Source organism: Streptomyces nanhaiensis (assembly GCF_046614825.1).
Lineage (GTDB): Bacteria > Actinomycetota > Actinomycetes > Streptomycetales > Streptomycetaceae > Streptomyces > Streptomyces radiopugnans.
In genome coordinates this window covers 22,006-48,034 of record NZ_JBKJFM010000020.1, presented here as the reverse complement: position 1 = coordinate 48,034, position 26,029 = coordinate 22,006, and the positions used below count along the sequence as shown (strand labels likewise).

Here is a 26,029-nt window from a genome sequence, read left to right as displayed (position 1 = left end):
CTACTCCTCGTTCTCCGAAGCCGCCTCGGCGGCCGTCTCCGGGGAGGACGCCTGTGCGGGCTCCCCGGTGCCGTCCCCGGCACCGGTTTCCGCATCGACCTCCTCGGCCTCGCGGCCGGCCTCGGCATTGCGTGCGATGCCGACCACGGCGTCGCGCTTGCCGAGGTTGATCAACTGGACGCCCATCGTGTCACGTCCGGTTTCCCTGACCTCGGCGACCCGCGTACGGATCACGCCGCCGCCGAGGGTGATGGCGAGGATCTCGTCCGTCTCCTCGACCACCAGGGCCCCCACCAGCGAACCGCGGTCCTCCACGATCTTGGCCGCCTTGATGCCCAGACCGCCACGGCCCTGCACGCGGTACTCGTCCACGGCCGTGCGCTTCGCGTACCCGCCATCGGTGGCGGTGAAAACGAACGTACCGGCTCGCACCACGTTCATCGAGAGCAGCTCGTCCCCTTCGCGGAAACTCATGCCCTTCACACCGGATGTCGCGCGCCCCATCGGGCGCAGCGCGTCGTCGGTGGCGGTGAACCGGATCGACTGCGCCTTCCTGCTGATCAGCAGCAGGTCGTCGTCGGGCGAGACCAGTTCCGCGCCGATCAGCTCGTCCTCGCCGCCGCCCTCCAGCTCCCGGAGGTTGATGGCGATGACGCCGCCGGAGCGGGGCGAGTCGTAGTCCTTCAGCGGCGTCTTCTTCACCAGGCCCGACTTGGTGGCCAGCACCAGGTACGGCGCGGCCTCGTAGTCCCGGATCGCCAGGATCCGGGCGATCGTCTCGTCCGGCTGGAACGCCAGCAGGTTCGCCACGTGCTGGCCGCGCGCGTCCCGCCCGGCGTCCGGCAGCTCGTACGCCTTCGCCCGGTAGACGCGGCCCTTGTTGGTGAAGAACAGCAGCCAGTTGTGGGTGGTGGTGACGAAGAAGTGGTCGACGATGTCGTCTTCCTTGAGCTTCGTGCCGCGCACGCCCTTGCCGCCGCGCTTCTGCGAGCGGTAGTCGTCGGTCTTCGTGCGCTTGACGTAGCCGCCGCGCGTGATGGTGACGACGATGTCCTCCTCGGCGATCAGGTCCTCGATGGACATGTCGCCCTCGAAGGGCACCAGCTTGCTGCGCCGGTCGTCGCCGTACTTGTCGACGATCGCGGCCAGTTCCTCGCCGATGATCCGCCGCTGCCGCTCGGGCGAGGCCAGGATCGCGTTGTACTCGTCGATCTTCGCCTGGAGCTCGTCGTGCTCGGCGGTGATCTTCTGCCGCTCCAGGGCGGCCAGGCGGCGCAGCTGCATCTCCAGGATCGCGTTCGCCTGGATCTCGTCGATGGCCAGCAGCTCCATCAGGCCCCCGCGCGCCACCTCGACGGTGTTGCTGCGCCGGATCAGGGCGATGACCTCGTCGATCGCGTCCAGCGCCTTGAGCAGGCCGCGCAGGATGTGGGCGCGCTCCTCGGCCTTGCGCAGCCGGTAGCGGGTGCGGCGGACGATGACGTCGACCTGGTGGGTGACCCAGTTGCGGATGAAGGCGTCCAGCGACAGCGTGCGCGGCACCCCGTCGACCAGGGCCAGCATGTTGGCGCCGAAGTTGGTCTGCAGATCGGTGTGCTTGTACAGGTTGTTCAGCACGACCTTGGCGACCGCGTCCCGCTTGAGGACGATCACCAGCCGCTGGCCGGTGCGCGAGGACGTCTCGTCGCGGACGTCCGCGATGCCGGCGATCCTGCCGTCCTTGACCAGCTCGGCGATCTTCAGCGCCAGGTTGTCCGGGTTGACCTGGTAGGGCAGTTCGGTGACGACCAGGCACTGACGGCCCTGGATCTCCTCCACCTCGACCACCGCGCGCATCGTGATCGAGCCGCGGCCGGTGCGGTACGCCTCCTCGATGCCCTTGCGGCCCACCACCAGCGCACCGGAGGGGAAGTCCGGGCCCTTGATCCGCTCCAGCAGCGCCTCGAGCAGCTCCTCGCCCGTGGCCTCGGGGTGCTCCAGGTACCACTGGGCGCCGGCGGCCACCTCGCGCAGGTTGTGCGGGGGGATGTTGGTGGCCATGCCGACCGCGATGCCCGCCGATCCGTTGACCAGCAGGTTGGGGATGCGCGACGGCAGGACGGTCGGCTCCTGGTTGCGGCCGTCGTAGTTGTCCTGGAAGTCGACGGTCTCCTCGTCGATGTCCCGGAGCATCTCCATGGCCAGCGGCGCCATCTTGCACTCGGTGTAGCGCATGGCCGCCGCCGGGTCGTTGCCCGGCGAGCCGAAGTTGCCGTTGGAGTCGACCAGCGGCATCCGCATCGACCACGGCTGGGCCAGCCGGACCAGGGCGTCGTAGATGGAGGTGTCGCCGTGCGGGTGGTAGGTGCCCATCACGTCGCCGACGACGCGGGCGCACTTGTAGAAGCCCTTCTCGGGCCGGTAGCCGCCGTCGTACATGGCGTACAGCACCCGGCGGTGCACCGGCTTGAGCCCGTCGCGCACGTCCGGCAGCGCACGCGAGACGATCACGCTCATCGCGTAGTCGAGGTACGAGCGCTGCATCTCGGTCTCGAGGCTGACCGGCTCCACCCGGAGTCCGGCGCTCTCGTCGACCACGGGGGTGCCCGGAGGCGGCACCAGGGGACCGGGGGCGGCGTCGCCCTCGACCTGGGCAGGGGTGGTCTCGTCGGCCATTACTGGTCAATCCCTTCGTTGAGCGGCGTACGGCCGACTCAGATGTCGAGGAAGCGGACGTCCTTGGCGTTGCGCTGGATGAACGAGCGCCGCGCCTCCACGTCCTCGCCCATCAGGATCGAGAACAGGTCGTCGGCGGCGGCCGCGTCGTCCAGCGTCACCTGGCGCAGCACCCGGTGGGCCTGGTCCATGGTGGTGACGCGCAGTTCCTCGGCGTTCATCTCGCCCAGACCCTTGAAGCGCTGGACCGAGTCGTCCCTGATGCGCTTGCCCTGCTCGCGGCCCAGGCGGATCAGGCTGTCGCGCTCGCGGTCGGAGTAGGCGTACTCGAACTCGTCGCGCGACCACTTGATCTTGTAGAGCGGCGGCTGGGACAGGTAGACGTGGCCGGCCTCGACCAGCGGCCGCATGAAGCGGAACAGCAGCGTCAGCAGCAGGGTGTTGATGTGCTGGCCGTCGACGTCGGCGTCGGCCATCAGGATGATCTTGTGGTAGCGGAGCCTGGCGATGTCGAAGTCCTCGTGGATCCCGGTGCCGAAGGCCGAGATCAGCGCCTGGACCTCCTGGTTCTGCAGGACCTTGTCGATCCGCGCCTTCTCCACGTTCAGGATCTTGCCGCGGATCGGCAGGATGGCCTGGTACTGCGGATTGCGGCCGGACTTGGCGCTGCCGCCCGCGGAGTCGCCCTCGACGATGAAGATCTCGCACTTGGCCGGGTCGTTGGACTGGCAGTCGCTCAGCTTGCCCGGCAGCGAGGCCGTCTCCAGCAGGCCCTTGCGGCGGGTGAGGTCCCTCGCCTTGCGGGCCGCCACGCGCGCGGTGGCCGCCTGGATGCTCTTGCGGATGATGTCGGCGGCCTCGTTGGGGTTGCGGTCCAGCCAGTCGCCGAAGTGCTCGTGGACGATCTTCTGGACGAAGGTCTTGGCCTCTGTGTTGCCCAGCTTCGTCTTCGTCTGGCCCTCGAACTGCGGCTCGCCCAGCTTCACCGAGATGATCGCCGTCAGACCCTCGCGGATGTCCTCGCCCGTGAGGTTGTCGTCCTTCTCGCGCAGCAGCTTCTTGTCGCGGGCGTAGCGGTTGACCAGACCGGTCAGCGCGGCGCGGAAGCCCTCCTCGTGGGTGCCGCCCTCGTGGGTGTGGATGGTGTTCGCGAAGCTGTAGACACCCTCGGTGTACTGGGTGTTCCACTGCATCGCGATCTCCACCGAGATCTTGCGCTCCCCGTCCTCCGCCTCGATGTCGATCACCGAGGGGTGGACGGGCTCGCCCTTGCGGGAGTTGAGGTGGCGGACGAAGTCCGAGATGCCGCCCTCGTAGTGGTAGCGGACGTGGCGCGGCTTGTCGTCCTCGGAGGTGTCCGCGGTGTCGGCGCCGGCCGTCTGCTTGGCCGCCTCCCGCTCGTCGGTCAGGGTGATCGTCAGACCGCGGTTGAGGAAGGCCATCTCCTGGAAGCGCCGCGAGAGCGTCTCGAAGGAGTAGTCGGTGGTGTCGAAGATGTCGCCGTCGGCCCAGAAGGTGACCGTCGTGCCGGTCTCGCCGGTGGCCTCGTTGCGCTGGAGAGGCGCGGTGGGCGCGCCCATCTTGTAGTCCTGCGTCCAGCGGTAGCCGTCCCGCTTGACCTCGACCGAGACCTTGGTGGACAGCGCGTTGACCACCGAGACGCCCACACCGTGCAGACCGCCGGAGACCGCGTAGCCGCCGCCGCCGAACTTGCCGCCCGCGTGCAGCACCGTCAGCACGACCTCGACGGCCGGCTTGCCCTCGGAGGGCACGATGTCGACCGGGATGCCACGGCCGTTGTCCACGACCCGGACGCCGCCGTCGGCCAGCAGCGTCACGTCGATGGTGTCCGCGTGGCCGGCCAGCGCCTCGTCGACGGAGTTGTCCACCACTTCCTGCACGAGGTGGTGGAGGCCGCGCTCACCGGTGGAACCGATGTACATGCCGGGCCGCTTGCGGACCGCGTCCAGGCCCTCCAGGACCGTGATCGCACTGGCGTCGTACGACGGCTCGCCGCCACCGGCTCCGGAGACGGGCGGGGTCGCGGACGGGACAGGGGACTCCCCGCCGGAAACGGGGATGGTTTCGTTGGAGTTGCCGGAATCGGCCACGAAGCGCCCTTTCTGGCACAGCACAAGCCTTCCCCTGCGGCCGGAGGGAAGAGCCCGGGAGACCTCCCGGAGACCCTGTCCGCACGGCAGGAGCGGCTGCGTCGTTCGACATGTTCCGCAGTAAGGCGGGTGTGTCTCCAGTCTACCGGTACCACTGACATCGATGGGGGTTTGCCGGTACCTGGGGCCGCATGTGCCGCCCTGAACCGGCATCCGCCGACTCCCCATATGCGGACGGGCCCCCCAGGACGCTCACGACGGCCCTCAGCGCCTCGGCATGTCAATGGACCGTCACTGTGAGCGCACTCACGGAACGAGGTGTTCCGCCCCTCTTCCCGAGCCGGGGATCCGGGCCGGTCAGAGGCCTGTCCGCGGGCCCGGCGGAGGGTCTCGTCAGCCGTAGGTGTCGCCCGGTCCCCGGCTGCCCGGCGCGCGCAGCGGACCGTGCCGGGTGTCCGGCGCCTCCGGCCCCCGCACCCTGATCGACTTCACCGTCCCCTGCCCGAGATCGGCGTTCAGCCGCGCCACGAGCTGCGGAGCCAGCAGCCGCACCTGCGTCGCCCACGCCGTCGAGTCGCAGCGCACCGACAGCACCCGCGCCTGCTCGTCGTAGGACTGCGGTACGCAGTGCCGCGCCAGCTCCGGGCCCACCAACTCCGGCCAGCGGCCCATCACACCGCCGACCGCCATCGGCATCTCCCAGCCGCGCTCGGTCTTCAGCCGCTCGATCGCCGCCCCCAGCGGCAGCGGGTCACGGCCGTCCCGCCGCGCCCCCGACCGCAGGCCGCCTTCGGTGCGCGCCTGCCGCTTCTGCCGCGCCGCACCGCCGCGCGCCCGCGCCTGCTCCCGGGCCGCCCGCAGCGCCACCCTGGCCAGGTCGACGCCCGACGGCTCGGCCGCCGGCCCCGGAATCCGCACCTCAGCGGAACCCGCCGCCCCGTCCGGAAGATCCTCCCGCCTCACAGCCGGGTCACCTCCCCGTCGCCGACCGCGTACCGCGCCCCCGCCAGCAGCTCGGGGACGTCCTCCTCCACCGCGGCCGTCACCAGCACCTGCTCGCCGTGCGCCACCAGCTCCGCCAGCCGCTCCCGCCGCCTGGCGTCGAGCTCGGCGAAGACGTCGTCGAGGATCAGCACCGGCTCGTTGCCCTCACCGCGCAGCAGGTCGTACGACGCCAGCCGCAGCGCCAGCGCGTACGACCACGACTCCCCGTGGCTCGCGTACCCCTTGGCCGGCAACTCCCCCAGCCTCAGCACGAGATCGTCGCGGTGCGGACCCACCAGCGTCACACCGCGCTCGATCTCCTGGCGGCGCGCCCCGGACAGCGCGGCCAGCAGCCCCTCGTACAGCTCCTCGCGCGTACCGCCCTCCACCGGCGAGCGGTACTCCAGCACCACCGGCCCGCCGCCCGGGGCCAGCCGCTCGTACGCCTTGTCCGCCAGTGGCCCCAGCGCCGCCACCAGCGACATCCGGTGCGCCAGCAACTCCGCCCCGGCACGGGCCAGATGCTGGTCCCACACGTCCAGGGTGGACAGCGCCCCGCCACCGGAGCCCCCGCCGTGCCGGCGCGCCATCGCCGCCGTCTTCAGCAGGGTGTTGCGCTGCCTGAGCACCCGGTCGTAGTCCGACCGCACCCCCGCCATCCGCGGCGAGCGCGCCGTCACCAGCTCGTCCAGGAAACGGCGGCGCTCCCCGGGGTCGCCCTTCACCAGCGCCAGGTCCTCCGGGGCGAACAGCACCGTGCGCACGATGCCCAGCACGTCCCTCGGCCTGACCTGCGAGGAGCGGTTGATCCGCGCCCGGTTGGCCCGCCCCGGGTTCAGCTCCAGCTCCACCAGCTGCTGCCGCTCCCCCTGCCGCACCACCGCCCGCACCACCGCGCGGTCGGCGCCCTGCCGCACCAGCGGCGCGTCGGACGAGACCCGGTGGCTGCCCAGCGTCGCGAGATAGCCGACCGCCTCGACGAGATTGGTCTTGCCCTGGCCGTTCGGACCGACGAAAGCGGTGACGCCCGGATCGAGCGGAACCTCGATCCGGGCGTAGGACCGGAAGTCGGCCAGCGACAGATGCGTGACGTGCATCGGATCCGCTTCGGGGCCGGTCAGCCGCCGACGGGCGGTTCGACGTCCGCGCCCGGCGCGTCGGCGCCCTTCTCGGCGCCGGCCGCGGCGGTCACCGCGTGGCCGCCGAACTGGTTGCGCAGCGCGGCGATCATCTTCATCTGGGGCGAGTCGTCCTGGCGCGAGGAGAAGCGGGCGAACAGCGACGCGGTGATCGCCGGCAGCGGCACGGCGTGGTCGATCGCCGCCTCCACCGTCCAGCGGCCCTCGCCGGAATCGGCCGCGTAGCCGCGCAGCGCTCCCAGGTGCTCGTCGTCGTCCAGCGCGCGGACGGCCAGGTCCAGCAGCCAGGAGCGGATGACGGTGCCCTCCTGCCAGGAGCGGAAGACCTCGCGGACGTCGGTGACGGCCTCGGCCGCCTCCAGCAGCTCCCAGCCCTCGGCGAAGGCCTGCATCATCGCGTACTCGATGCCGTTGTGGACCATCTTCGCGAAGTGGCCCGCGCCCACCCGGCCGGCGTGCACGGAACCGAACTCGCCCTCCGGCTTGAGGGCGTCGAAGACCGGCTGCACCTTCGCCACGTGCTCGGCGTCACCGCCGTACATCAGCGCGTAGCCGTTCTCCAGGCCCCACACACCGCCGGAGACGCCGCAGTCCACGAAGCCGATGCCCTTGGCCGCCAGCTCCTCGGCGTGCCGCTCGTCGTCCGTCCAGCGGGAGTTCCCGCCGTCCACGACCACGTCGCCGGGGGAGAGCAGCTCGCCCAGTGCGTCGATGGTCGACTGCGTCGGGCCGCCGGCCGGGACCATGACCCACACCACCCGCGGAGCCTTGAGCGAGTCCACGAGCTCCTCGAGGCTGTGGACGTCGGCGAGGTCCGGGTTGCGGTCGAATCCGACGACGGTGTGGCCTGCGCGGCGGATGCGCTCGCGCATGTTGCCGCCCATCTTGCCGAGACCGACGAGACCGAGCTCCATCAGGGGGCCTTTCTTCGGTGTCCTGGTGTTGCGTACCCGGGTACGAGCCTACGACGGAGGGGGTGGCGCACAACTGCGGGCACACTCCGCTCGTATGCGCGCGGTCGGAGCCCGCAAACCGCCCCCGCCGCCCCGGCCCGGCTGCCGCGCCGGCACACCGGAGCACCGGCCCGCCGAGGCCCGTGAGGAGCGGCCCTCCGGCTCCCCGGCCTCAGCCCGACAGGCGCACCGGCATGATCAGGTACTTGTACGCCTCGTCCGCCTCCGCGTCCGTCGCCGGCTTGCCGCTCAGCAGCGCGGGCTTGGTCGAGGTGGTGAAGGACAGCTGCGCGACCGGGGCGTCGATGGCGCTCAGGCCCTCCAGCAGGAAACCGGGGTTGAAGGCGATCGAGATGTCGTCGCCCTCCAGCTGGGCGTCCACCCGCTCCACAGCCTGTGCGTCGTCGCTGGATCCCGCCTCCAGGATCAGGACGCCCTGCTCGAAGGTGAGCCGCACCGGGGTGTTCCGCTCGGCCACCAGGGACACGCGCTTGACCGCCTCCACGAAGGGAGCCGTCTCGATCACCGCGACCGAGTTGAACTCCGTCGGGAAGAGCGTGCGGTACTTCGGCAGGTCGCCCTCGAGCAGCCGCGTCGTGGTCCGCCGTCCGTTGCCCTCGAAGCCGATCAGGCCCTCGCCCGCGCCGGAGCCCGACAGCGCCAGCGTCACGTTGTCACCGCCGCTGAGGGACTTCGCCGTGTCCAGCAGCGTCTTGGCCGGGACCAGGGCCACCGCGGAGGCGTCCGGCGTCTCCGGCTTCCACAGGAACTCGCGGACCGCGAAGCGGTAGCGGTCGGTGGACGCCAGGGTGACCGTGTCGCCCTCGATCTCGATCCGCACGCCGGTGAGCACCGGCAGGGTGTCGTCGCGTCCGGCCGCGATGGCGACCTGGGCCGCGGCGGCGGCGAAGACCTCGCCGGGGACCGTGCCGGTCGCGCTCGGCATCTGGGGAAGCGCCGGGTACTCCTCCACAGGCAGTGTGTGGAGCGTGAACCGCGAGGATCCGCAGACGACGCTCACCCGTACACCGTCTGTGGAGATCTCCACCGGGCGGTTGGGGAGGGCCCGCGAGATGTCGGCCAGCAGGCGGCCGGAGACGAGGACCGTCCCGTCCTCCTCCACGTCTGCCTCCACCGAGACCCGCGCCGAGACCTCGTAGTCGAAGCCGGACAGGCTCAGCGAGCCCTCCTCGGCCTTCAGCAGCAGCCCCGCGAGGACCGGCACCGGGGGCCGGGCCGGCAGGCTGCGGGCGGCCCAGGCCACCGCCTCCGCGAGGACGTCGCGCTCCACCCGGATCTTCACTTAAGCCGCCTCCCGCTGTTGCTGGCTGCTCGCCTTGCTGGTCTTCGTCGTCGGCTTGTCGCCGGGGACCAGTCTGACGCACCCGGCTGACAGCCGGGTCGGGTCGGGGTCAAGTCGCGGGGAGGAACGCGCAGCCCGGTCGGGCCGAGTTGTGCACAGGGCCCGTTTCCGATCGAAGTCCGCTCTTTATCTCCGTGGTCGTAGTAGTAGGGCCTGTGGAAACCGGGGATAACTCGATCCGCGCAGGTCAGGCCGGAAGTTTTGTCCACCGGCCCTGTGGGTGGGGACGTGGACGGAGAGGGGGCTCCTGTGGACGCCGGAAAGTTCTGCACATCCCGTGCACAGCGGTCCGGGACTTCTCCCCAGGGCCGCCCACAGTTTTACCCACCTTCTCAACAGTCCAACCCAGCCCCTCCGTGTGACGCCTTTCACACGGACCGGTGACATCGCGCGCCATGTTGTCGAACAGTGGACAGCCCTGTGGAGAAGCTGGTGAAAGCTGTGCACAACGCGGCCGGGGCTGTGGGCGGGCAGTGGACAATCCGATCTGCCGCTTGTGGGCGGAATCACGGTCCACAGCCTGTGGAAAACTTCTGACCACAGATCCCCAGGCACCTGACCAGGCCCATTCGATCATCAAGCGGTGTGCCTGTGGACGCTATCGGGACAACCCGATGCTCCCCAGCGTGTGGACGGAAGAAAGTCGGTGAATCTGTGGATCACTCTTCGTCCGGGCTGTGGATTCGAACAGTGAGAAGCCCCCGGGAGACGGCTCCCGGGGGCTTCTCACTGTCCGTGCGGCCTGCTGCGGGCCTGCTTGTGGCCTGTGCGACCGGCCGCGGGCCCGTGCGACCGGCGCCGAGGGCGCTGTGCCGGCCGCACAGGCCCGCGGCCGCGTCAGGCGTTCTTGATGCGGTTGGTCAGCTCGGTGACCTGGTTGTAGATGGACCGCCGCTCGGCCATCAGCGCGCGGATCTTGCGGTCGGCGTGCATGACGGTGGTGTGGTCCCGGCCGCCGAACTGGGCGCCGATCTTCGGCAGCGACAGATCGGTCAGCTCGCGGCACAGGTACATGGCGATCTGCCGGGCGGTGACCAGGACGCGGCTGCGCGAGGAGCCGCACAGGTCGTCCACCGTCAGCCCGAAGTAGTCGGCCGTCGACGCCATGATGTTGGCCGCGGTGATCTCCGGGGCGGCGTCCTCGCCGCCGGGGATGAGGTCCTTCAGCACGATCTCCGTCAGGCCCAGGTCGACCGGCTGCCGGTTGAGGCTGGCGAAGGCCGTGACCCGGATCAGCGCGCCCTCCAGCTCGCGGATGTTGCGCGAGATCCGCGAGGCGATGAACTCCAGCACCTCCGGCGGGGCGTTCAGCTGCTCCTGGACGGCCTTCTTCCGAAGGATCGCGATGCGCGTCTCCAGCTCCGGCGGCTGGACGTCGGTGATCAGCCCCCACTCGAAGCGGTTGCGCAGCCGGTCCTCCAGGGTCACCAGCTGCTTGGGCGGCCGGTCGGAGGAGAGCACGATCTGCTTGTTGGCGTTGTGGAGGGTGTTGAAGGTGTGGAAGAACTCCTCCTGGGTCGACTCCTTGCTCGCGAGGAACTGGATGTCGTCGACCAGCAGGATGTCCATGTCGCGGTAGCGCTTGCGGAACGCGTCCGCCTTGCCGTCGCGGATGGAGTTGATGAACTCGTTGGTGAACTCCTCCGAGCTCACGTACCGCACCCGGGTGCCCGGGTAGAGGCTGCGGGCGTAGTGCCCGATGGCGTGCAGCAGGTGCGTCTTGCCCAGCCCGGACTCACCGTAGATGAACAGCGGGTTGTACGCCTTGGCCGGCGCCTCGGCCACGGCCACCGCGGCGGCGTGCGCGAAGCGGTTGGAGGCGCCGATGACGAAGGTGTCGAAGAGGTACTTCGGGTTCAGCCGGGCCGTCGGCTCACCGGGGCCGGTCGCGGGCGCGGGCTGCGCGGCGAGCGGGCCGGGGGCGCCGCTGGGCGCGGGCAGGTGCTGGGGGTCGGGGCGGCCGGTGCCCCGGGCGCCGTCGTAGCGCGGCACCGGCGGCTGGTCGTAGGGGGAGGCGCGGTGCCGGCCGTCGTAGGAGGGCGGCTCGTACGACGGGCTCTGCGACTGGTACGGGTCGCGCGGCGGCTGCCAGGCGTCGGGGTCCTGGGGGCGGGGCCAGGCGCCCGGCTGGTGCTGGTGTTGCTGGGGGGCGTGCGGATAGTCCGGGTACGCGGGTCGTGCGCTGGGCAGCTCGAGTTCCTGCTGCCGGTCCTCGTGCTGGGGACCACCGTGCTGGGGGCCGTGCTGCCGGGCGTGCCGGCCGCCGTGCTGCGGAGCGTCGTAGTGCGGTTCGTCGAAGTGCAGCGGCGGCTGTTGGTGCGGTGCCGGCCGGCGGTGCTGCGGCGGCTCCGGGGAGGCCGGCGGAGCGGGGGGCGCCGGGGCCTGGTGCTCGGGGACCGGCCCCGTGACGGTGATCGCGAGACGGATCGGCTGCTGGCACTCGCGGCTGAGCGCGTCGGTGATCAGCGGGGAGAGCCGCCCCTCCAGTACGCCCTTCGCGTACTCGTTGGGCACGCCGAGCAGCGCGGTGCCGGAGACCAGCACCAGGGGCTGGCAGTCTTTGAGCCACCGCTGGTCCTTGGCCTCCACTCCCTGGCCGTCGGCGAGGAGGTGTTCCAGCACGCGTGGCCACACTGCGGCAAGATCGGCAGGTAGGTCAGCCACGGGGCACGCTCTCTCACTCACTCGCTGGGTGGGTTCGTTCGGCCTTCGACAGTCCCACCCATGTGTGGTGCTTGGGACGGTCGGGAGGAAACGGAAGTTCGGCCACGGTAGTCAGCGCGGCGTGCGTGGTTCAAGTCGTTGTCCACAGGCTGTGTACAGAACCCCCCGGCCGGCCCTGGTTTGACCTGATGGTGCGGGCGCGCGTACCGTAACCAGGTCGAGTTGTCGATGGCTGCTGCCGCCTGCCTCCGATGGGCAAGATCCTGGTGATCATAGAAGCGGTGCACTCGGGCGTTGCGAGCTACTCGTGGGCGCACGGTGACAGCCAGTCGGCGCCCCACACGTCTCGTGAGAGACACAAGCATTCCTGGAGCCCCGAGTGAGCAAGCGCACCTTCCAGCCGAACAACCGCCGTCGTGCGAAGACCCACGGTTTCCGGCTGCGCATGCGGACCCGTGCCGGCCGCGCGATCCTCGCGTCCCGCCGCAGCAAGGGCCGCGCCCGTCTGTCGGCCTGACCGACCCGGTAAGTCAGACCGCGGATCCGTGACGTGCTGCCCACCGAGAACCGGCTGAGGCGGCGCGAGGATTTCGCGGCCGCGGTACGCCGAGGACGCCGGGCCGGACGCCCGTTCCTCGTCGTCCATCTGCGCAGGGCGTCGCCCCGGAGCGAATCCGGGGAGCGTACGGACCCGCACGCCGCCGAGGGAGTCGTTCCCCCGGCGCGTGCGGGTTTCGTCGTGAGCAAGGCAGTGGGCAACGCGGTGGTTCGCAACCGTGTGAAGCGGCGACTGCGTCATCTGGTCCGGGAGAGGCTTGACGTCCTGCCGCCCGGTAGCCTGATGGTCATACGGGCGCTGCCCGGTGCGGGCGAGGCGGACCACGACAGGCTGGCCCGCGATCTGGACACCGCACTGCAGCGGCTGCTTGGAGGCCCGTCGTGAAATACCCGCTGCTGTGGTTGATCAAGTTGTACCAGTGGACCATCAGCCCGCTGCTCGGTCCGGTGTGCCGGTACTACCCGTCGTGTTCGCACTACGGCTACGAAGCCATCCGACGGCACGGCGCGGTGAAGGGGACGGCGCTGACCGCCTGGCGCATTCTGCGCTGCAATCCGTGGTCGCCCGGCGGGGTCGACCACGTTCCCGCCCGGAAGCATCCGGTCTGGCACCAGCGGATGCGTGACCGCTGGCAGCACCGGTCCCAGTCCAATGCCCAAGGAGCCTGACTCGTGGACACGATCGACACGATCCTCGGTCCTCTCTATACCGCTGTTTCCTGGATCATCGTCCAGTTCCACAAGCTGTACAGCCTCGCGTTCGACGAGGACAGCGGTTGGGCCTGGGGTCTGTCCATCGTCTCGCTGGTGATCGTGATCCGCATCGCCCTGATCCCGCTCTTCGTGAAGCAGATCAAGGCGACGCGGAACATGCAGGCGATCCAGCCGAAGATGAAGGCGATCCAGGAGCGCTACAAGAACGACCGGCAGCGCCAGTCGGAAGAGATGATGAAGCTGTACAAGGAGACGGGTACCAACCCGCTCTCCAGCTGCCTTCCGATTCTCGCGCAGTCGCCGTTCTTCCTGGCGCTCTACCAGGTGCTGAACAAGATCGCGAACAATCAGCCGGTCGGTGTCATGGACGCGGGGCTGGTGGACAGCGCCCGTAACGCGAGCATCTTCGGCGCCCCGATCGCGGCCCGGTTCATGGACAGCGCCGAGAAGGTCGAGGCGCTGCACGCCACGCTGACCGACGTGCGTGTGGTCACGGTCATCATGATCCTGCTGATGTCGGCGTCGCAGTTCTACACGCAGCGCCAGCTGATGACCAAGAACGTCGACCTGACGGTGAAGACGCCGTTCATGCAGCAGCAGAAGATGCTGATGTACGTCTTCCCCATCATCTTCGCCGTCTTCGGCATCAACTTCCCCGTCGGTGTCCTCGTCTACTGGCTGACCACCAACGTGTGGACCCTCGGGCAGCAGATGTACATCATCAAGCGCAACCCGACGCCGGGATCGCTGGCCTACAAGCAGCGTCAGGAGAAGCTGCGGGCCAAGGGCAAGCTCAAGGAGGACCCGGCGGAGGTCGAGGCCAAGAAGGCCGTCGAGGCCGCCCGGGCCAACCGCCAGCAGCCCAAGCGCATGACCAAGGCGCAGCGCCAGGCCGCCGCGGCCCAGGCGGAGGCGGATGCCAAGGCGAAGAAGGCGGCCGGGCAGAAGACCTCGCTGAGCAAGGAGGCCTCCGAGGACTCCCCGTCGGCGCGGCCCGGGCAGCAGTCCAAGAAGAAGCCCGGGCAGCGCAAGGGCTCGCAGCGTCCCAAGCACCCGTCCAAGAAGTAAGGAGTCCACTCGTGACGGACACGACCGCAGAGGGCACCGACACCCTGACCCGCCTTGAGCAGGAGGGTGAGATCGCGGCCGACTATCTCGAGGGGCTCCTCGACATCGCGGACCTCGACGGCGACATCGACATGGACGTCGAGGGCGACCGCGCCGCCGTGTCGATCATCAGCGACGGTGACAGCCGGGACCTGCAGAAGCTCGTAGGCCGGGACGGCGAGGTGCTGGAGGCCCTGCAGGAGCTGACGCGGCTCGCGGTGCACCGCGAGACCGGCGACCGCAGTCGGCTGATGCTGGACATCGCCGGTTACCGGGCCCGCAAGCGCGAGGAACTGTCGGCGCTGGGCACCAAGGCGGCCAAGGAGGTGCAGCGCACCGGCGAGCCGGTGAAGCTGAAGCCGATGACGCCCTTCGAGCGCAAGGTGGTGCACGACGCGGTGGCCGCGGCGGGGCTGCGCAGCGAGTCCGAGGGCGAGGAGCCGCAGCGCTGCGTGGTCGTGCTGCCGTGACGGACGCCGTGTCGTCGCCCCTTCCTCCCGCGCCCGAGGTGGCGCGGGAGGTTTTCGGTGACCGCTTCGACGACGCCGTCCGGTACGCGGAACTGCTGGCGGAGATCGGGGTCAAGCGCGGGCTGATCGGGCCGCGCGAGGTGCCCCGGCTGTGGGAGCGCCATCTGCTGAACTGCGCGGTGCTCTCCGAGGTCGTGCCCGACGGAGTGACGGTCTGCGACGTCGGCTCCGGCGCCGGCCTGCCGGGTGTTCCGCTCGCACTGGTCCGGCAGGACCTGAAGATCACGCTGCTGGAGCCGCTGCTGCGGCGTACGACCTTCCTTCAGGAGATCGTCGAGCTGCTGGGACTGGACCATGTGTCGGTGGTGCGGGGCCGGGCCGAGGAGGTTCTTGGCTCGCTCCCTCCTGTGCATGTGGTGACGGCCCGGGCCGTGGCTCCACTGGACCGGCTCGCCGGCTGGGGCGTACCGCTGCTGAGGCCGTACGGCGAGATGCTGGCTCTCAAGGGAGACACGGCCGAAGAGGAGCTGAAGGCTGCGCGGTCCGCGCTTCAGAAGCTCGGCGCGGTGGACTCCTCGGTGCTCCGTATCGGTGAGGGCCTGGTGGAGCCGGCGGCCACCGTGGTGCGCGTCGAGGTCGGTGAGAGCCCGGGTGGAGTGCGCTTCGCAGCGAAGAGGGCGAAGGCCGCCAGGACGGGACGCTCCCGGAGCGCGCGCCGCCGACGGTGATTTCCGGAGGTCGACGGTGCCTCCTATGAGGAATTCCGTTACTCCGTAGAGTCGCCAAAGACAGGTCATGCGGAGTGTCGTCACGAACGGGGGCGGGCGTGGATGCATCGTGCTTCCCGTGAAACGTCGCTTTCTGCATGGATTCATCCGTCGAGGGCGCGCGGCTGACGCGTCAGACCCATCCGAGCCCCGCTCAGAGGTGGATTCGTCCACAGGTGAGCGGGGCTCGCTGGTTCCCGACCGGGAGAGCATGGCAGGCTCTTCTCATTGCGAGCCTGACGTCGAGGAGAGTGAACCGTTGCGGTCCGACGGCCATATCGCGGGACCGATGACCGATCCGGTCCCGGGTCCCCGTTCTGAAACGGCGGATGTTTCACGTGAAACGATGAGTGAGACACCGCCTCCGATGGACGCCTCCCCCCGGTACGAAGGGGATGTCTCCGCCCCCGTCGGCCGTGCCGCTCAGCAGGCGGTCGAGGCGATGAACCGTGCCGGTGAGGGCCTTCCCAGGCCCGAGGAGACCCGGGTGATGGTAGTCGCCAACCAGAAGGGCGGAGTGGGCAAGACCACGACCACGGTCAACCTCGCCGCATCTCTGGCCCTCCATGGCGCCAGGGTCCTGGTGATCGACCTGGACCCGCAGGGCAACGCGTCCACCGCCCTGGGGATAGACCACCACGCCGAGGTGCCGTCGATCTACGACGTTCTGGTGGACAGCAAGCCGCTCTCCGACGTCGTCCAGCCGGTAAGGGAGGTGGAGGGGCTTTTCTGTGCCCCGGCCACGATCGATCTCGCCGGTGCGGAGATCGAGCTGGTATCGCTGGTGGCGAGGGAAAGCCGGCTGCACAAGGCGATCTCCGCCTACGAGCAGCCGCTGGACTACATCTTCATCGACTGTCCGCCCTCGCTCGGTCTGCTGACCGTCAATGCGCTGGTTGCCGGCGCGGAGGTGGTCATCCCGATCCAGTGCGAGTACTACGCGCTCGAAGGTCTGGGGCAGCTTCTGCGGAACGTCGAGTTGGTGAAGGGACACCTCAACCCCAAGCTCCATGTCTCGACGATTCTGCTGACGATGTACGACGGCCGTACTCGGCTGGCCTCCCAGGTGGCGGAGGAGGTGCGAGGACACTTCGGCAAGGAGGTCCTGCGGACCAATATCCCGCGGTCGGTGCGCATCTCGGAGGCGCCCAGCTACGGGCAGACGGTACTCACTTACGATCCGAGTTCCAGCGGTTCGCTCTCCTACCTGGAGGCGGCCCGGGAGATCGCGCTGCGAGGCGCCGGCAAGCAGCAGGAACAGCACATGGTGGAGGGGACTCAGTGACGGAACGACGTAGAGGCCTGGGTCGAGGACTCGGCGCGCTGATTCCCGCAGCGCCGACGGGGCCGGACGACAGTGTCAGCCCGGTGGTGGGAGAGAACGGCGCGCTTTCGCCGACCGCTGTTCCGGTGCTGACCCCGGGGCGTGGTGTGGCGGCCGCCAAGGTGACCAGCCTGCCCGATGGTGATGGGCAGCACGGCAGCGGCGTTTCACGTGAAACCGACGCCATGGGCGACGCCGTGGGCGGTGAGGCGGCAGGTGCCCACTTCGCCGAAGTGCCTGTTGACGCGATTACCCCCAACCCTCGGCAGCCGCGCGAGGTGTTCGACGAAGACGCTCTGGCAGAGCTGGTGACTTCCATCCAGGAAGTGGGCCTTCTGCAGCCGGTGGTCGTTCGGCAGACGGGCCCGGAGCAGTACGAGCTCATCATGGGGGAGCGGCGCTGGCGGGCCTGCCGGGAAGCAGGCCTGGAACGGATTCCGGCGATCGTCCGGGCCACGGAGGACGAGAAGCTTCTTCTGGATGCTCTGCTGGAGAATCTGCACCGGGCGCAGCTGAACCCTCTGGAGGAAGCGGCGGCCTACGACCAGCTGCTGAAGGACTTCAACTGCACCCATGACCAGCTGGCGGATCGTATCGGCCGCTCGCGTCCTCAGGTCTCCAATACGCTCCGGCTGCTGCGTCTCTCGCCGTCGGTGCAGCGCCGTGTGGCGGCCGGGGTGCTCTCAGCAGGGCATGCGCGTGCCCTGCTGTCGGTGGAGGACTCAGAGGAGCAGGACCGTCTTGCCCACCGCATCGTGGCCGAAGGGCTGTCGGTGCGGGCGGTCGAGGAGATCGTGACCCTGATGGACACCAAGCCGAAGGGGAAGAGCAGGGCTCGGGGGCCACGGGCCGGCAAGCGGGTCTCCCCCGCGCTGGACCATCTGGCGAGCCGCCTCTCGGACCGCTTCGAGACCCGGGTCAAGGTGGATCTTGGGCAGAAGAAGGGGAAGATCGTCGTTGAGTTCGCCTCGATGGAGGATCTGGAGAGGATTCTGAGTCAGTTCGCGCCTGGTGAGAACCAGCTCCTGGAGCAGCAGCTCACCCAGGGAGACGACGAAAGCGGCGAGTGATTCCGAGGACCCGAGGACACGGCCAAGAACATCGCTGTACGACGCCCCATGGATACCATGTCTCCATGGGGCGTCAACTCGTTCCGCTCACCCTGGACAACCTGCCGGACCTGCCGAAGCGTTGCCGCAGGTGCGTCTTCTGGGAACTCGACCCCGTCAGCGGTGATGCCGCGGTGAAGGCGGGCCGACCCGAGCTGGAGAAGGAAGCCTGGATATCGGCGGTGCTGCTGGAGTGGGGCTCCTGCGGGCGGCTTGTCTACGTCGACGATGTACCGGTGGGTTTCGTGCTGTACGCGCCACCTGCCTATGTGCCGCGCTCGACGGCTTTTCCCACCAGTCCCGTCTCGCCGGATGCGGTACAGCTGATCACGGCCTGGCTGATGCCCGGGTATCAGGGGCAGGGATTGGGCCGGGTGATGGTGCAGACCGTGGCCAAGGATGTACTGAGACGAGGGTTCAAGGCGGTCGAAGCGTTCGGGGACGCTCGTTGGAAGGAGCCCGCCTGTCTGCTCCCCGCCGATCATCTTCTCGCTGTGGGCTTCAAGACGGTCCGGCCGCACTACGCCTATCCCAGGCTGAGGTTGGAGCTGCGTACGACTCTCTCCTGGAAACAGGATGTGGAGTTGGCGATCGACCGACTGCTGGGGGCGGTGCAGAAGGAGCCCGCCCTCAGACCGTTGTGATTACTGTGGTGGCAGAAAGGCGACGGGCCCGCCCCGAGAAGGGGCGGGCCCGTTCCACGTGAAACGTCAGCCGATGAAGTCGGCCAGGTCGCGCTCGATGGCGGCCTTGGGCTTGGCGCCGACGATGGTCTTCACGACCTCGCCGCCCTGGTAGACGTTCATCGTCGGGATGGACATGATCCCGTACTTGGCGGCCGTCGCCGGGTTCTCGTCGATGTTGAGCTTGACGATGGTGAGCTTGTCGGCCTGCTCCTCCGAGATCGCCTCCAGCGACGGGGCGATCTGACGGCACGGACCGCACCAGGCCGCCCAGAAGTCAACCAGAACCGGCTTGTCGCTCTTGAGGACGACTTCCTCGAAGGTGGCGTCGGTGGCGGTCACAGTGGCCATAACGATCTCCTTGTTCCTCGGGTAGGGGTGGTGACGGTGGTCTCAGAGGGCGGCGGCGGCCGCGGCCTCGCCGGTCTTCTCCGGCTCGGCGTGGTGCTTCTCGGGCGCGTCGACTAGGGCGGCCAGGTAGCGCTCGGCATCCAGGGCGGCCGCACAGCCGGTGCCGGCGGCGGTGATGGCCTGGCGGTAGGTGTGGTCGACCACATCACCGGCGGCGAAGACACCGGGGATGTTGGTGCGGGTGCTCGGCGCGTCGACGGTCAGGTAGCCCTCGCCGTCCAGGTTGAGCTGGCCGCGGAACAGCTCGCTGCGCGGGTCGTGACCGATGGCGATGAACAGCCCGGTCACCGGCAGCCGGGAGGTGGCACCGGTGGTGGTGTCGCGCAGGGTCACCCCGGACAGCTTGCCGCCGTCCTCGTGCAGCTCGGCCACCTCGCTGTTCCATACGAACTCGATCTTGTTGTCGGCGAAGGCCCGCTCCTGCATCGCCTTGGACGCCCGCAGGGTGTCGCGGCGGTGGACGACGGTGACCTTCTCGGCGAAGCGCGACAGGAAGGTGGCCTCCTCCATGGCGGTGTCGCCGCCGCCTACCACCGCGATGTGCTGTCCGCGGAAGAAGAACCCGTCGCAGGTGGCGCACCAGGACACCCCGCGGCCGGACAGCTCCTCCTCCCGGGGCAGACCGAGCTTGCGGTAGGCCGAGCCGGTGGCGACGATGACGGCGCGGGCCCGGTGGACGGTACCGGCCGAGTCGGTCACGGTCTTGATCTCGCCCTCGAGGTCGACGGCGGTGATGTCGTCGGCGACCAGTTCGGCACCGAACCGCTCGGCCTGGGCGCGCATGCTGTCCATCAGGTCCGGGCCCATGACACCGTCGCGGAAGCCGGGAAAGTTCTCCACCTCGGTGGTGTTCATCAGCGCGCCGCCGGCGGTCACCGAGCCTTCGAAGACCAGCGGCTTCAGGGCGGCGCGGGCGGTGTAGAGCGCTGCGGTGTATCCCGCCGGCCCGGAGCCGATGATGATCACGTTGCGGACGTCGCTCACGGAGTCTTCCTTGTCTGCCGATGGGTTTACCGATGCCTGTCTGGAGCATCGCCTCGGGGAGGCTTACCCCACCCAACGAATCCTAGGAGCCAGGCATTCCCGGCCGTGGTATTGCGCGCGCGGACCGCTCAGCGAGGGTAGGTGCGAATGGTCAGCACCGTGCCTGTGGTGGGAGGCACCTTGCCGACGCAGTCGGCGTCGATCACATAGGCGTCCACCCGGGAGCCGTCGGCTTCATGCGGCAGGACCACGATGTACGCCTGGCGCCCCTCGTAGTCACTCATACCGACGGCCAGGGGCGCCTCGTCGCGGTCGACGCCCTCACGGATGCACTGCGGCATGGTGGCCGCGGGTGCGCTCGGAGAACCGGGGCTCGCCTTGAGGCTGAAGTCGGGAGAGCCGGGGTCCGTCTCTTTCAGACTCCCCTGACTCTCCTGTTCCGGCTTCCCCGGTTTGCTGTCGGCCAGCAGAGACCGTACGCGGGCCTCCAGAGCCTGATCGCTCCGGTCGCTTTGTGCGCCCGCATCAGAGGCCGCACTCTTGTCCATGCCTCCGGAGGAGCTTCCTCCCATGTCTGGCAGGAAGACTGCGCCAAGGGTGAGGAGGGCTGCAGCGCCTGCGGTGCCGAGCAAAGCGGTGCGCCAGCGACGCGGTCGCCTGCCATCGGCCCGCCCCGGGCCCCTGGTGCCTTGCGGTCGGCCTGCGGGCCGGCCGGCAGAGCGGTCGGAGGGCCGACCGGAGCGGACCGTTTCACGTGAAACAGCGCTCGGTGCATCCACCGGAGATGTCGAGGGGAAAGCGCCCCGGCTTTCCCTGCCGGACGGACGGGAGGCATCAAGCAGAGCCTCGGCGGCCAGGGCGGCGTCGATGCGGCCTGCCACATCGGATGGCATCGGGGCCGGCTCCGGAAGGGTGCCCAGCGTGTTGCGGATCTCCTCCAGGGACGCCCGCACGTCTGCGCACAGCGCGCAGCCTGACAGATGGGCGCGTACATCGGCCGAGCGTTCCGGGGAGAGCAGCCCTTCGGTGAGGTCGGAGATCTCGTCGACCTCGGGATGCCCATCAGCGCCGAACGACGCGGAAGACATGGACGTCATGCGTGCTCACCTCCGCCCTTCACGGCCCCGGTTCCTGGTTTACCTCTTGCCGGTGGGACGGATGCCCCCTGTGTCCGGTTCCTTCTACCGGTGTCCGTCCGGCTTCCTCCAGCTGGACCCTCCGAGCGTAGATGGCCGACCAGCGGCAGCAGCCGGGCTCTGCCCCGGGCGCAACGGCTCTTGACGGTCCCGACGGCGACGTTGAGGATGCGGGCCGCTTCGGCGACCGGATAGCCCTGCATATCGACGAGGACGAGTGCCGCCCGCTGCTCCGGTGGGAGTTGGGAGAGCGCGGCGATGAGCTGACGGTGGAGATCCCGGCGCTCGGCGGGTACGGCGGCGGACTCGTGCGGCTCCAGAAGCTGTTCCAGGCGCTCGGGTTCGGCGATCGGCGAGGTGCGGCGACTGGCCGCCTTGCGCGCGCGGTCCAGGCAGGCGTTCACGGTGATGCGGTGCAGCCAGGTGGTGACGGCGGACCGGCCCTGGAAGGTGTGGGCACTCCGGTAGGCGGAGACGAGAGCGTCCTGGACGGCGTCGGCGGCTTCCTCCCGGTCCCTCAGAACACGCAGGGCGACGGCCCAGAGCCGGTCGCGATGGCGGCGTACGATCTCACCGAAGGCGTGCGGATCGCCGGCGACATGGCGGGCGAGGAGTTCCCGGTCGTCGACTCTGCCGGCACCGCCGGGACCGTTCGTGTCCCCGGCGCCGTCGACGGCGCCGCCCGTCACCTTGTCGCCCACCCGCCTATCCCCTCCTCAATCCGCAGTCTCCACGGGTGGCAGGTCAGCTGAGGACCTTGACCTCCGTGATGCGGCCACGGTAGTTGCCTTCCTCGGTCAGGGGGAGTTCGGTGAGCCAGACCAGGACGTACCGTGTCCTGATCGGTTTCTTGGCCTTGAGCTCCACGTCGGTTCCGGAGCCGCTGCTGACCTTGCTGAAGCCGTTCAGCGAGCCGGGCATCTGCGCGGTGTCCTCGTCCGCCGCCAGGAAGTCGACGGAGGTGCCGCCCTTGAAGGCGACCTTGACGGTGCTGATCTGCTGGGACTCGCCCAGGTCGAGGATCAGCCCCACTCCGTCCTTGAGATTCCCGAACTTCGCGTTGTTGTAGTACATGGTCTGCCAGAAGGTGCCGGCATCACCGTCGATCGCATCGCCGACCCGGTCGCTGTTCTCGGAAGGGTCGCTACCGAACGGGTCGAAGTCCTTGGCGAGGGAGATCTCGACCGGCCTGCCCGTGGGAGCGGTCTCCGGCTGCTTCTGCTGCTCGATACCGCTCTGTCCGGGGTTCGGTGCCGGAGACTCGCCGCCGTTCAGGAGGGTGTCGGCCAACTGCCAGCTCCCCAGCCCCAGAGCGGCGATGAGCAGAGCGGAGACACTCCACTTCAACACCTTGCCGGCACGGCCGGGCAGTGCGGGAGGTGCCGTCGGCGCCGCCACGGTGGGTGCGCCGACGGGCCCTGCGGGGGGACGGGTGGCGGGACCGCCGTAGCTCCCCTGCCGGTAGCCGGGGCTCTGGTAGGGGGACGGAGCGGTGAACTCGGGCTCGGGCGGCCTGATGCGCGGCAGCGCGGCGATCGCCTTGGACAGCTCCTCGGGAGTGGTGCAGGGCTGCTCCTGGCGGGAGGCGGTGGCACCGTCGTTGACCATCGCGCGCATGGCCAGCTCGGAGAGCCCGCGGTGCACCCCGGCACGTACCTGGTCCGGGGGGACGAGGGAGTCGCCGGTCAGCTCGGCCATGCCGCTGAGGCCGTAGGCGTCCTCGCCGTACGGCCAGCGATGAGTGAGGGAGGCGTAGAGCAGGGCGCCGATCGCCTCGGTGTCGGTGCGCTGAGGGTGGTCGGAGGTGATGCCGCGCAGGGCGGCGTTCACGGCGAGGCCGCGGATGCGGTACTGGCCGGAGGCGGTACGCAGGACGCAGCCGGGAGTCAGCCGCAGATGGGCCAGGCCCTCGCGGTGGGCGGCGGCCATCGCCTGGGTGATCTGGGTGACGAGTTGGTAGGCCTCGTGGGTGGGCAGCGGGCCGGAGGCGAGGAGGGCTGTGAGGGGGGTGGCGTCCGGGAGCCACTCGTGGACGACGTAGACGAGGTCGTTCTCCTCGACCGCGTCCAGGACCTGCACGAAGCGGGGGTCGCCGAGGAGGGCTGCGGAGCGGGCGGCGGCCAGGACCGGCCGGGCGCGGGGGTGGTCGGCTGTGAGGAGGTGGACGCCGACGGCGCGGCGCAGTTTCTCGTCGACGGCTCGCCAACTGCTGAAGCCGTCCAGGCGGGTGATGCACTCCTCCAGGCGGTAGCGCCGCGCGAGCTTGTGACCGCTGTGCAGCTCTGGCGGCTGCGGGGACTGGGATGCCTGGGACGCCGGTGTCACCGCGTCGGTGGTATCAGAGGCGCCGGGGACGTCCGCCGTTGCGCCGTCATCGCCGTCGTGATCCGTGGAACCGTCGGCCGTGGTCCGCTCGACAGCGGTGGACGACGGCTTGTCCTTGCCGTCCGTCCCGCCGCTCTCGTCGGCCACGTCGACGGCAGCCGTGCTCCGTTCCGCCACCGTCGCTCCTGCCTCCCCATCCGTTGCAGCCTGTTTCCCAACACAGCCAGAGACAATTGTGCCCACAGTCCGCCGCTGTGCACGACACACGGGTGGGGCCGAAGGTTGTGCGACGGACCCCGGAAGGCCGTCAGCGGCCGAGCTTCGCGCGGACCATGCCCATCATGGCGGTCAGCTCCTCCACCCGCATACGCCGGGCCGCCAGAACGAAGACCGCACCCAGCACCAGACCGCCCGCGGCCAGGGCCGCGGCGCCGCTGACGACACCGGGGCCGAGGGCCCGGACGATGACGTAGGCGATCGCGCCGCCGGCCAGGGCGGCCGGGATGCCGGCGCCGCAGAGCCTGGCGTAGGTGCGCACGATGCGAGGGCCGTCCAGATCGCCGCCCAGCTTCCTGCGGAGCCGCTTCCAGGCGACGCCCACACCGACCGCGTAGGCGAGGCCGTAGGCGGCGGCCATTCCGGCGACCGCCCAGTGGCTGGGCAGCAGCAGGAAGGCCAGCGCGGAGCCGACGGCGTTGCAGGCGGCCACGATCACCGTGTTGTAGAAGGGGGTGCGGGTGTCCTCATATGCGTAGAAGCCACGCAGGACCACGTACTGCACGGAGTAGGGGATCAGGCCGAGGCCGAAGGCCATCAGGATGTAACCCATCGAGGTGGCCGCGTCGACGGTCGCGGAGGAGTACATCAGCAGGCACATCGGTACACCGAGGGCCACGAAGGCGAAGGCCACGGGCACGATGGCGACGGCCGAGGTGCGCAGCCCGTGCGAGATGTCGTCGCGGACGGCGGCCGGATCGTCGTCGTGGGCGGCTCGGGAGATCCTCGGCAGCAGAGCGGCCATCACCGACACGGTGATGATGGCCTGCGGCATCTGCCAGATCAGCTGGGCGTTGCTGTAGCCGAGGATTCCGGTGCCCGGGTGGCCGTCGGCGTCGGCGGCCTTGCCCGCCCAGGTCGCGAGCTGGGTGACGACCAGGACTCCCGCCTGGTTGGCCAGGACGAACAGAAAGGTCCACTTGGCGAGGCGGGCTGCCTTGCCCAGGCCGTGGCCGCGCCAGTCGAAGCGCGGGCGGATGCGGAAGCCGGTGGCGCGCAGATACGGGATCATCGCCAGCGACTGGACGACCAGACCCAGCAGGGTGCCGACGCCGAGGAGCCGAACCCCCTCGGGCGGGATCGTCTCCACACTCATGCCGGAGGTCCGGGCGGTGCCGTACACCCAGATGAAGAGGCCGAAGGTGGTGATGATGACGATGTTGTTCAGGACGGGGGTCCACATCATCGCGCCGAAGCGGCCCCGGGCGTTGAGGATCTGGCCCATGACGACGTGGATGCCCATGAAGAAGATCGTCGGCAGGCAGTAACGGGCGAAGGTGACCGCCACGTTGTTGGCGTCCGGGTCGTCGGCGATCTGCACGGACAGCGCCCGGACCAGCAGCGGCGCGCCCAGCACGGTGAGGGCGACCAGGCCGCCCAGGACGACCATGACCAGGGTGAGGAGGCGGTTGGCGTACGCCTCGCCACCGTCCTCGTCGTCCTTCATGGCGCGTACGAGCTGTGGCACGAAGACGGAGTTCAGACCGCCGCCGATGGACAGGATGTAGATCATCGTCGGCAGCGTGTACGCCACGGTGTAGGCGTCACCGAGGAGCGCGGCGCCGAGTGCGGCGGTGATCACCAGGGTGCGGACGAAACCCGTGAGCCGGGAGACCATCGTGCCCGCAGCCATGATGGCGCTGGACTTCAGTATGCCGCCGCCCCTGCGGGAGGCCTTGCCCGCCGTCGAGGGAGGCGGGCCCGCGGTGGCGTCCTCCGGTTCCGCCGTCGACTGCGGTGGCGGTGGCGGCTGGGGCGCGGAGACGGCGGGGGAAGGAGGCTGCTGCGGGCCGGGCTGCGGGGGCTGCCCGTAGGCCTCCTGCTGTCCGTACGGCGGTTGGGCCCTCTGGGCCCCCTGGGCCTCTCGCGGTGCGTAGGGTTCCTGCGGTCCGTACGGTGCCGAGGCCTGGTGCCGCTCGTACGGCCGGTCCTGCTCGTACGGTTGTCCCTGGGGCCCGGCCGACTGCCCGGGCGGCTGGTACTGCTGCCGGTGCTCCTGGGACGGGGACGCCTGCTGGTCGTGGAAGAGGTGGGCGAAGGCGTCGTCGCGTGTGCGGCCTCCGTCCTCCTGCGCCCCCCTGTTCAGCATGTCGTCCACGCCCGTGAAGCGCACGGTCGCCGAGTCGCCGCCCTGCCCGTGGGTGCCGTGAGGGGCGGGGTGTGAGGTGTTCCGGCCGTACGGGTACTGCCGGTACGGGTACCGCTCCTGCGCGTCCTGGCCGCCCGGAGCGGCCGGGCCCTCGCCGCCGGGTGCATCACCGCGGTCACGGTCGTACGGCGCGTTCATCGCTGCAAC

22 protein-coding genes are annotated in these 26,029 nt (G+C 69.6%); 9 read left to right on the top strand and 13 right to left on the bottom strand.

Features of this window, described 5'->3' with window-relative positions; all coding sequences use genetic code 11:
* The 7 genes from gyrA to dnaA all read right to left on the bottom strand — a co-directional run bounded on the left by gyrA (window position 1) and on the right by dnaA (window position 11,869).
* The gene (gene gyrA, locus ACLIYP_RS08095; RefSeq protein WP_412712452.1) at window positions 1–2,655 is read right to left on the bottom strand and encodes a DNA gyrase subunit A; all 2,655 of its coding nucleotides are present in this window, start codon (window positions 2,653–2,655) and stop codon (window positions 1–3) included.
* Window positions 2,656–2,693: 38 nt separating this feature from the next.
* Entirely contained in the window at window positions 2,694–4,790 is a 2,097-nt protein-coding gene (gene gyrB, locus ACLIYP_RS08090; protein WP_412712451.1) for a DNA topoisomerase (ATP-hydrolyzing) subunit B, read from the bottom strand.
* A gap of 369 nt (window positions 4,791–5,159) precedes the next feature.
* Window positions 5,160–5,684: a DciA family protein gene (locus ACLIYP_RS08085; protein ID WP_410537601.1), complete on the bottom strand. Its 525-nt coding sequence runs from the start codon at window positions 5,682–5,684 to the stop codon at window positions 5,160–5,162.
* Between the two features lie 41 nt (window positions 5,685–5,725).
* A complete protein-coding gene (recF, locus tag ACLIYP_RS08080; protein WP_412712450.1) occupies window positions 5,726–6,847 on the bottom strand; it encodes a DNA replication/repair protein RecF in 1,122 nt (373 codons plus the stop codon).
* Between the two features lie 20 nt (window positions 6,848–6,867).
* Entirely contained in the window at window positions 6,868–7,803 is a 936-nt protein-coding gene (gene gnd, locus ACLIYP_RS08075; RefSeq protein ID WP_412712449.1) for a phosphogluconate dehydrogenase (NAD(+)-dependent, decarboxylating), read from the bottom strand.
* 211 nt (window positions 7,804–8,014) lie between these two features.
* Window positions 8,015–9,145, bottom strand: a complete 1,131-nt coding sequence (gene dnaN / locus ACLIYP_RS08070) for a DNA polymerase III subunit beta (RefSeq protein WP_394635540.1) — start codon at window positions 9,143–9,145, stop codon at window positions 8,015–8,017.
* Between the two features lie 897 nt (window positions 9,146–10,042).
* The gene (gene dnaA / locus ACLIYP_RS08065) at window positions 10,043–11,869 is read right to left on the bottom strand and encodes a chromosomal replication initiator protein DnaA (protein WP_412712448.1); all 1,827 of its coding nucleotides are present in this window, start codon (window positions 11,867–11,869) and stop codon (window positions 10,043–10,045) included.
* 379 nt (window positions 11,870–12,248) lie between these two features.
* Here dnaA and rpmH point away from each other — a divergent pair, with 379 nt between their 5' ends.
* From rpmH to ACLIYP_RS08020, 9 genes are all read left to right on the top strand, one after another.
* The gene (rpmH, locus tag ACLIYP_RS08060) at window positions 12,249–12,386 is read left to right on the top strand and encodes a 50S ribosomal protein L34 (protein ID WP_003956500.1); all 138 of its coding nucleotides are present in this window, start codon (window positions 12,249–12,251) and stop codon (window positions 12,384–12,386) included.
* A 33-nt stretch (window positions 12,387–12,419) separates the two neighbouring features.
* Window positions 12,420–12,812 (top strand): ribonuclease P protein component, encoded by a 393-nt coding sequence (gene rnpA / locus ACLIYP_RS08055; RefSeq protein WP_412697482.1) that lies wholly within the window; start codon window positions 12,420–12,422, stop codon window positions 12,810–12,812.
* On the top strand, window positions 12,809–13,096 hold the full coding sequence (yidD, locus tag ACLIYP_RS08050) for a membrane protein insertion efficiency factor YidD (RefSeq protein ID WP_093657129.1): 288 nt from the start codon (window positions 12,809–12,811) through the stop codon (window positions 13,094–13,096). Before rnpA ends, yidD begins: the two co-directional genes overlap by 4 nt.
* 12 nt (window positions 13,097–13,108) lie before the next feature.
* Window positions 13,109–14,209: a membrane protein insertase YidC gene (yidC, locus tag ACLIYP_RS08045; protein ID WP_412697485.1), complete on the top strand. Its 1,101-nt coding sequence runs from the start codon at window positions 13,109–13,111 to the stop codon at window positions 14,207–14,209.
* Between the two features lie 11 nt (window positions 14,210–14,220).
* Window positions 14,221–14,718 (top strand): Jag family protein, encoded by a 498-nt coding sequence (locus tag ACLIYP_RS08040; RefSeq protein WP_093657131.1) that lies wholly within the window; start codon window positions 14,221–14,223, stop codon window positions 14,716–14,718.
* Window positions 14,715–15,446 (top strand): 16S rRNA (guanine(527)-N(7))-methyltransferase RsmG, encoded by a 732-nt coding sequence (gene rsmG / locus ACLIYP_RS08035; RefSeq protein WP_093657133.1) that lies wholly within the window; start codon window positions 14,715–14,717, stop codon window positions 15,444–15,446. The genes ACLIYP_RS08040 and rsmG overlap by 4 nt, the downstream gene beginning before the upstream one ends.
* A 250-nt stretch (window positions 15,447–15,696) precedes the next feature.
* Complete coding sequence (locus ACLIYP_RS08030; protein WP_412712447.1) at window positions 15,697–16,770, top strand: ParA family protein; 1,074 nt, start codon at window positions 15,697–15,699, stop codon at window positions 16,768–16,770.
* Window positions 16,767–17,879 carry a ParB/RepB/Spo0J family partition protein gene (locus ACLIYP_RS08025; RefSeq protein WP_412712446.1) on the top strand — a complete coding sequence of 371 codons (1,113 nt, stop codon included), beginning with the start codon at window positions 16,767–16,769 and terminating at the stop codon, window positions 17,877–17,879. The genes ACLIYP_RS08030 and ACLIYP_RS08025 overlap by 4 nt, the downstream gene beginning before the upstream one ends.
* Window positions 17,880–17,944: 65 nt before the next feature.
* Window positions 17,945–18,562, top strand: coding sequence for a GNAT family N-acetyltransferase (locus tag ACLIYP_RS08020; protein WP_412712445.1), 618 nt, complete (start codon window positions 17,945–17,947; stop codon window positions 18,560–18,562).
* Window positions 18,563–18,628: 66 nt separating this feature from the next.
* Here ACLIYP_RS08020 and trxA read toward each other — a convergent pair whose 3' ends face one another.
* From trxA to murJ, 6 genes are all read right to left on the bottom strand, one after another.
* On the bottom strand, window positions 18,629–18,958 hold the full coding sequence (gene trxA / locus ACLIYP_RS08015) for a thioredoxin (protein WP_101253988.1): 330 nt from the start codon (window positions 18,956–18,958) through the stop codon (window positions 18,629–18,631).
* A gap of 36 nt (window positions 18,959–18,994) precedes the next feature.
* Entirely contained in the window at window positions 18,995–19,996 is a 1,002-nt protein-coding gene (gene trxB, locus ACLIYP_RS08010; RefSeq protein ID WP_412712444.1) for a thioredoxin-disulfide reductase, read from the bottom strand.
* 128 nt (window positions 19,997–20,124) lie between these two features.
* Window positions 20,125–21,093, bottom strand: a complete 969-nt coding sequence (locus tag ACLIYP_RS08005; RefSeq protein WP_412712443.1) for an anti-sigma factor family protein — start codon at window positions 21,091–21,093, stop codon at window positions 20,125–20,127.
* A complete protein-coding gene (sigM, locus tag ACLIYP_RS08000) occupies window positions 21,090–21,821 on the bottom strand; it encodes an RNA polymerase sigma factor SigM (RefSeq protein ID WP_412712458.1) in 732 nt (243 codons plus the stop codon). The genes ACLIYP_RS08005 and sigM overlap by 4 nt, the downstream gene beginning before the upstream one ends.
* Before the next feature lie 55 nt (window positions 21,822–21,876).
* Window positions 21,877–23,634: a protein kinase family protein gene (locus ACLIYP_RS07995; protein WP_412712442.1), complete on the bottom strand. Its 1,758-nt coding sequence runs from the start codon at window positions 23,632–23,634 to the stop codon at window positions 21,877–21,879.
* Between the two features lie 130 nt (window positions 23,635–23,764).
* Complete coding sequence (gene murJ / locus ACLIYP_RS07990; protein WP_412712441.1) at window positions 23,765–26,020, bottom strand: murein biosynthesis integral membrane protein MurJ; 2,256 nt, start codon at window positions 26,018–26,020, stop codon at window positions 23,765–23,767.
* Between the last annotated feature and the right edge of the window lie 9 nt (window positions 26,021–26,029).

Coding starts and splice junctions, on each gene's coding strand:
- gyrA (WP_412712452.1), bottom strand. CDS start 2,655: ATGGCCGACGAGACCACCCCTGCCCAGGTCGAGGGCGACGCCGCCCCC.
- recF (WP_412712450.1), bottom strand. CDS start 6,847: ATGCACGTCACGCATCTGTCGCTGGCCGACTTCCGGTCCTACGCCCGG.
- gnd (WP_412712449.1), bottom strand. CDS start 7,803: ATGGAGCTCGGTCTCGTCGGTCTCGGCAAGATGGGCGGCAACATGCGC.
- ACLIYP_RS08030 (WP_412712447.1), top strand. CDS start 15,697: ATGGCAGGCTCTTCTCATTGCGAGCCTGACGTCGAGGAGAGTGAACCG.
- ACLIYP_RS08020 (WP_412712445.1), top strand. CDS start 17,945: ATGGGGCGTCAACTCGTTCCGCTCACCCTGGACAACCTGCCGGACCTG.
- ACLIYP_RS08005 (WP_412712443.1), bottom strand. CDS start 21,093: ATGACGTCCATGTCTTCCGCGTCGTTCGGCGCTGATGGGCATCCCGAG.
- murJ (WP_412712441.1), bottom strand. CDS start 26,020: ATGAACGCGCCGTACGACCGTGACCGCGGTGATGCACCCGGCGGCGAG.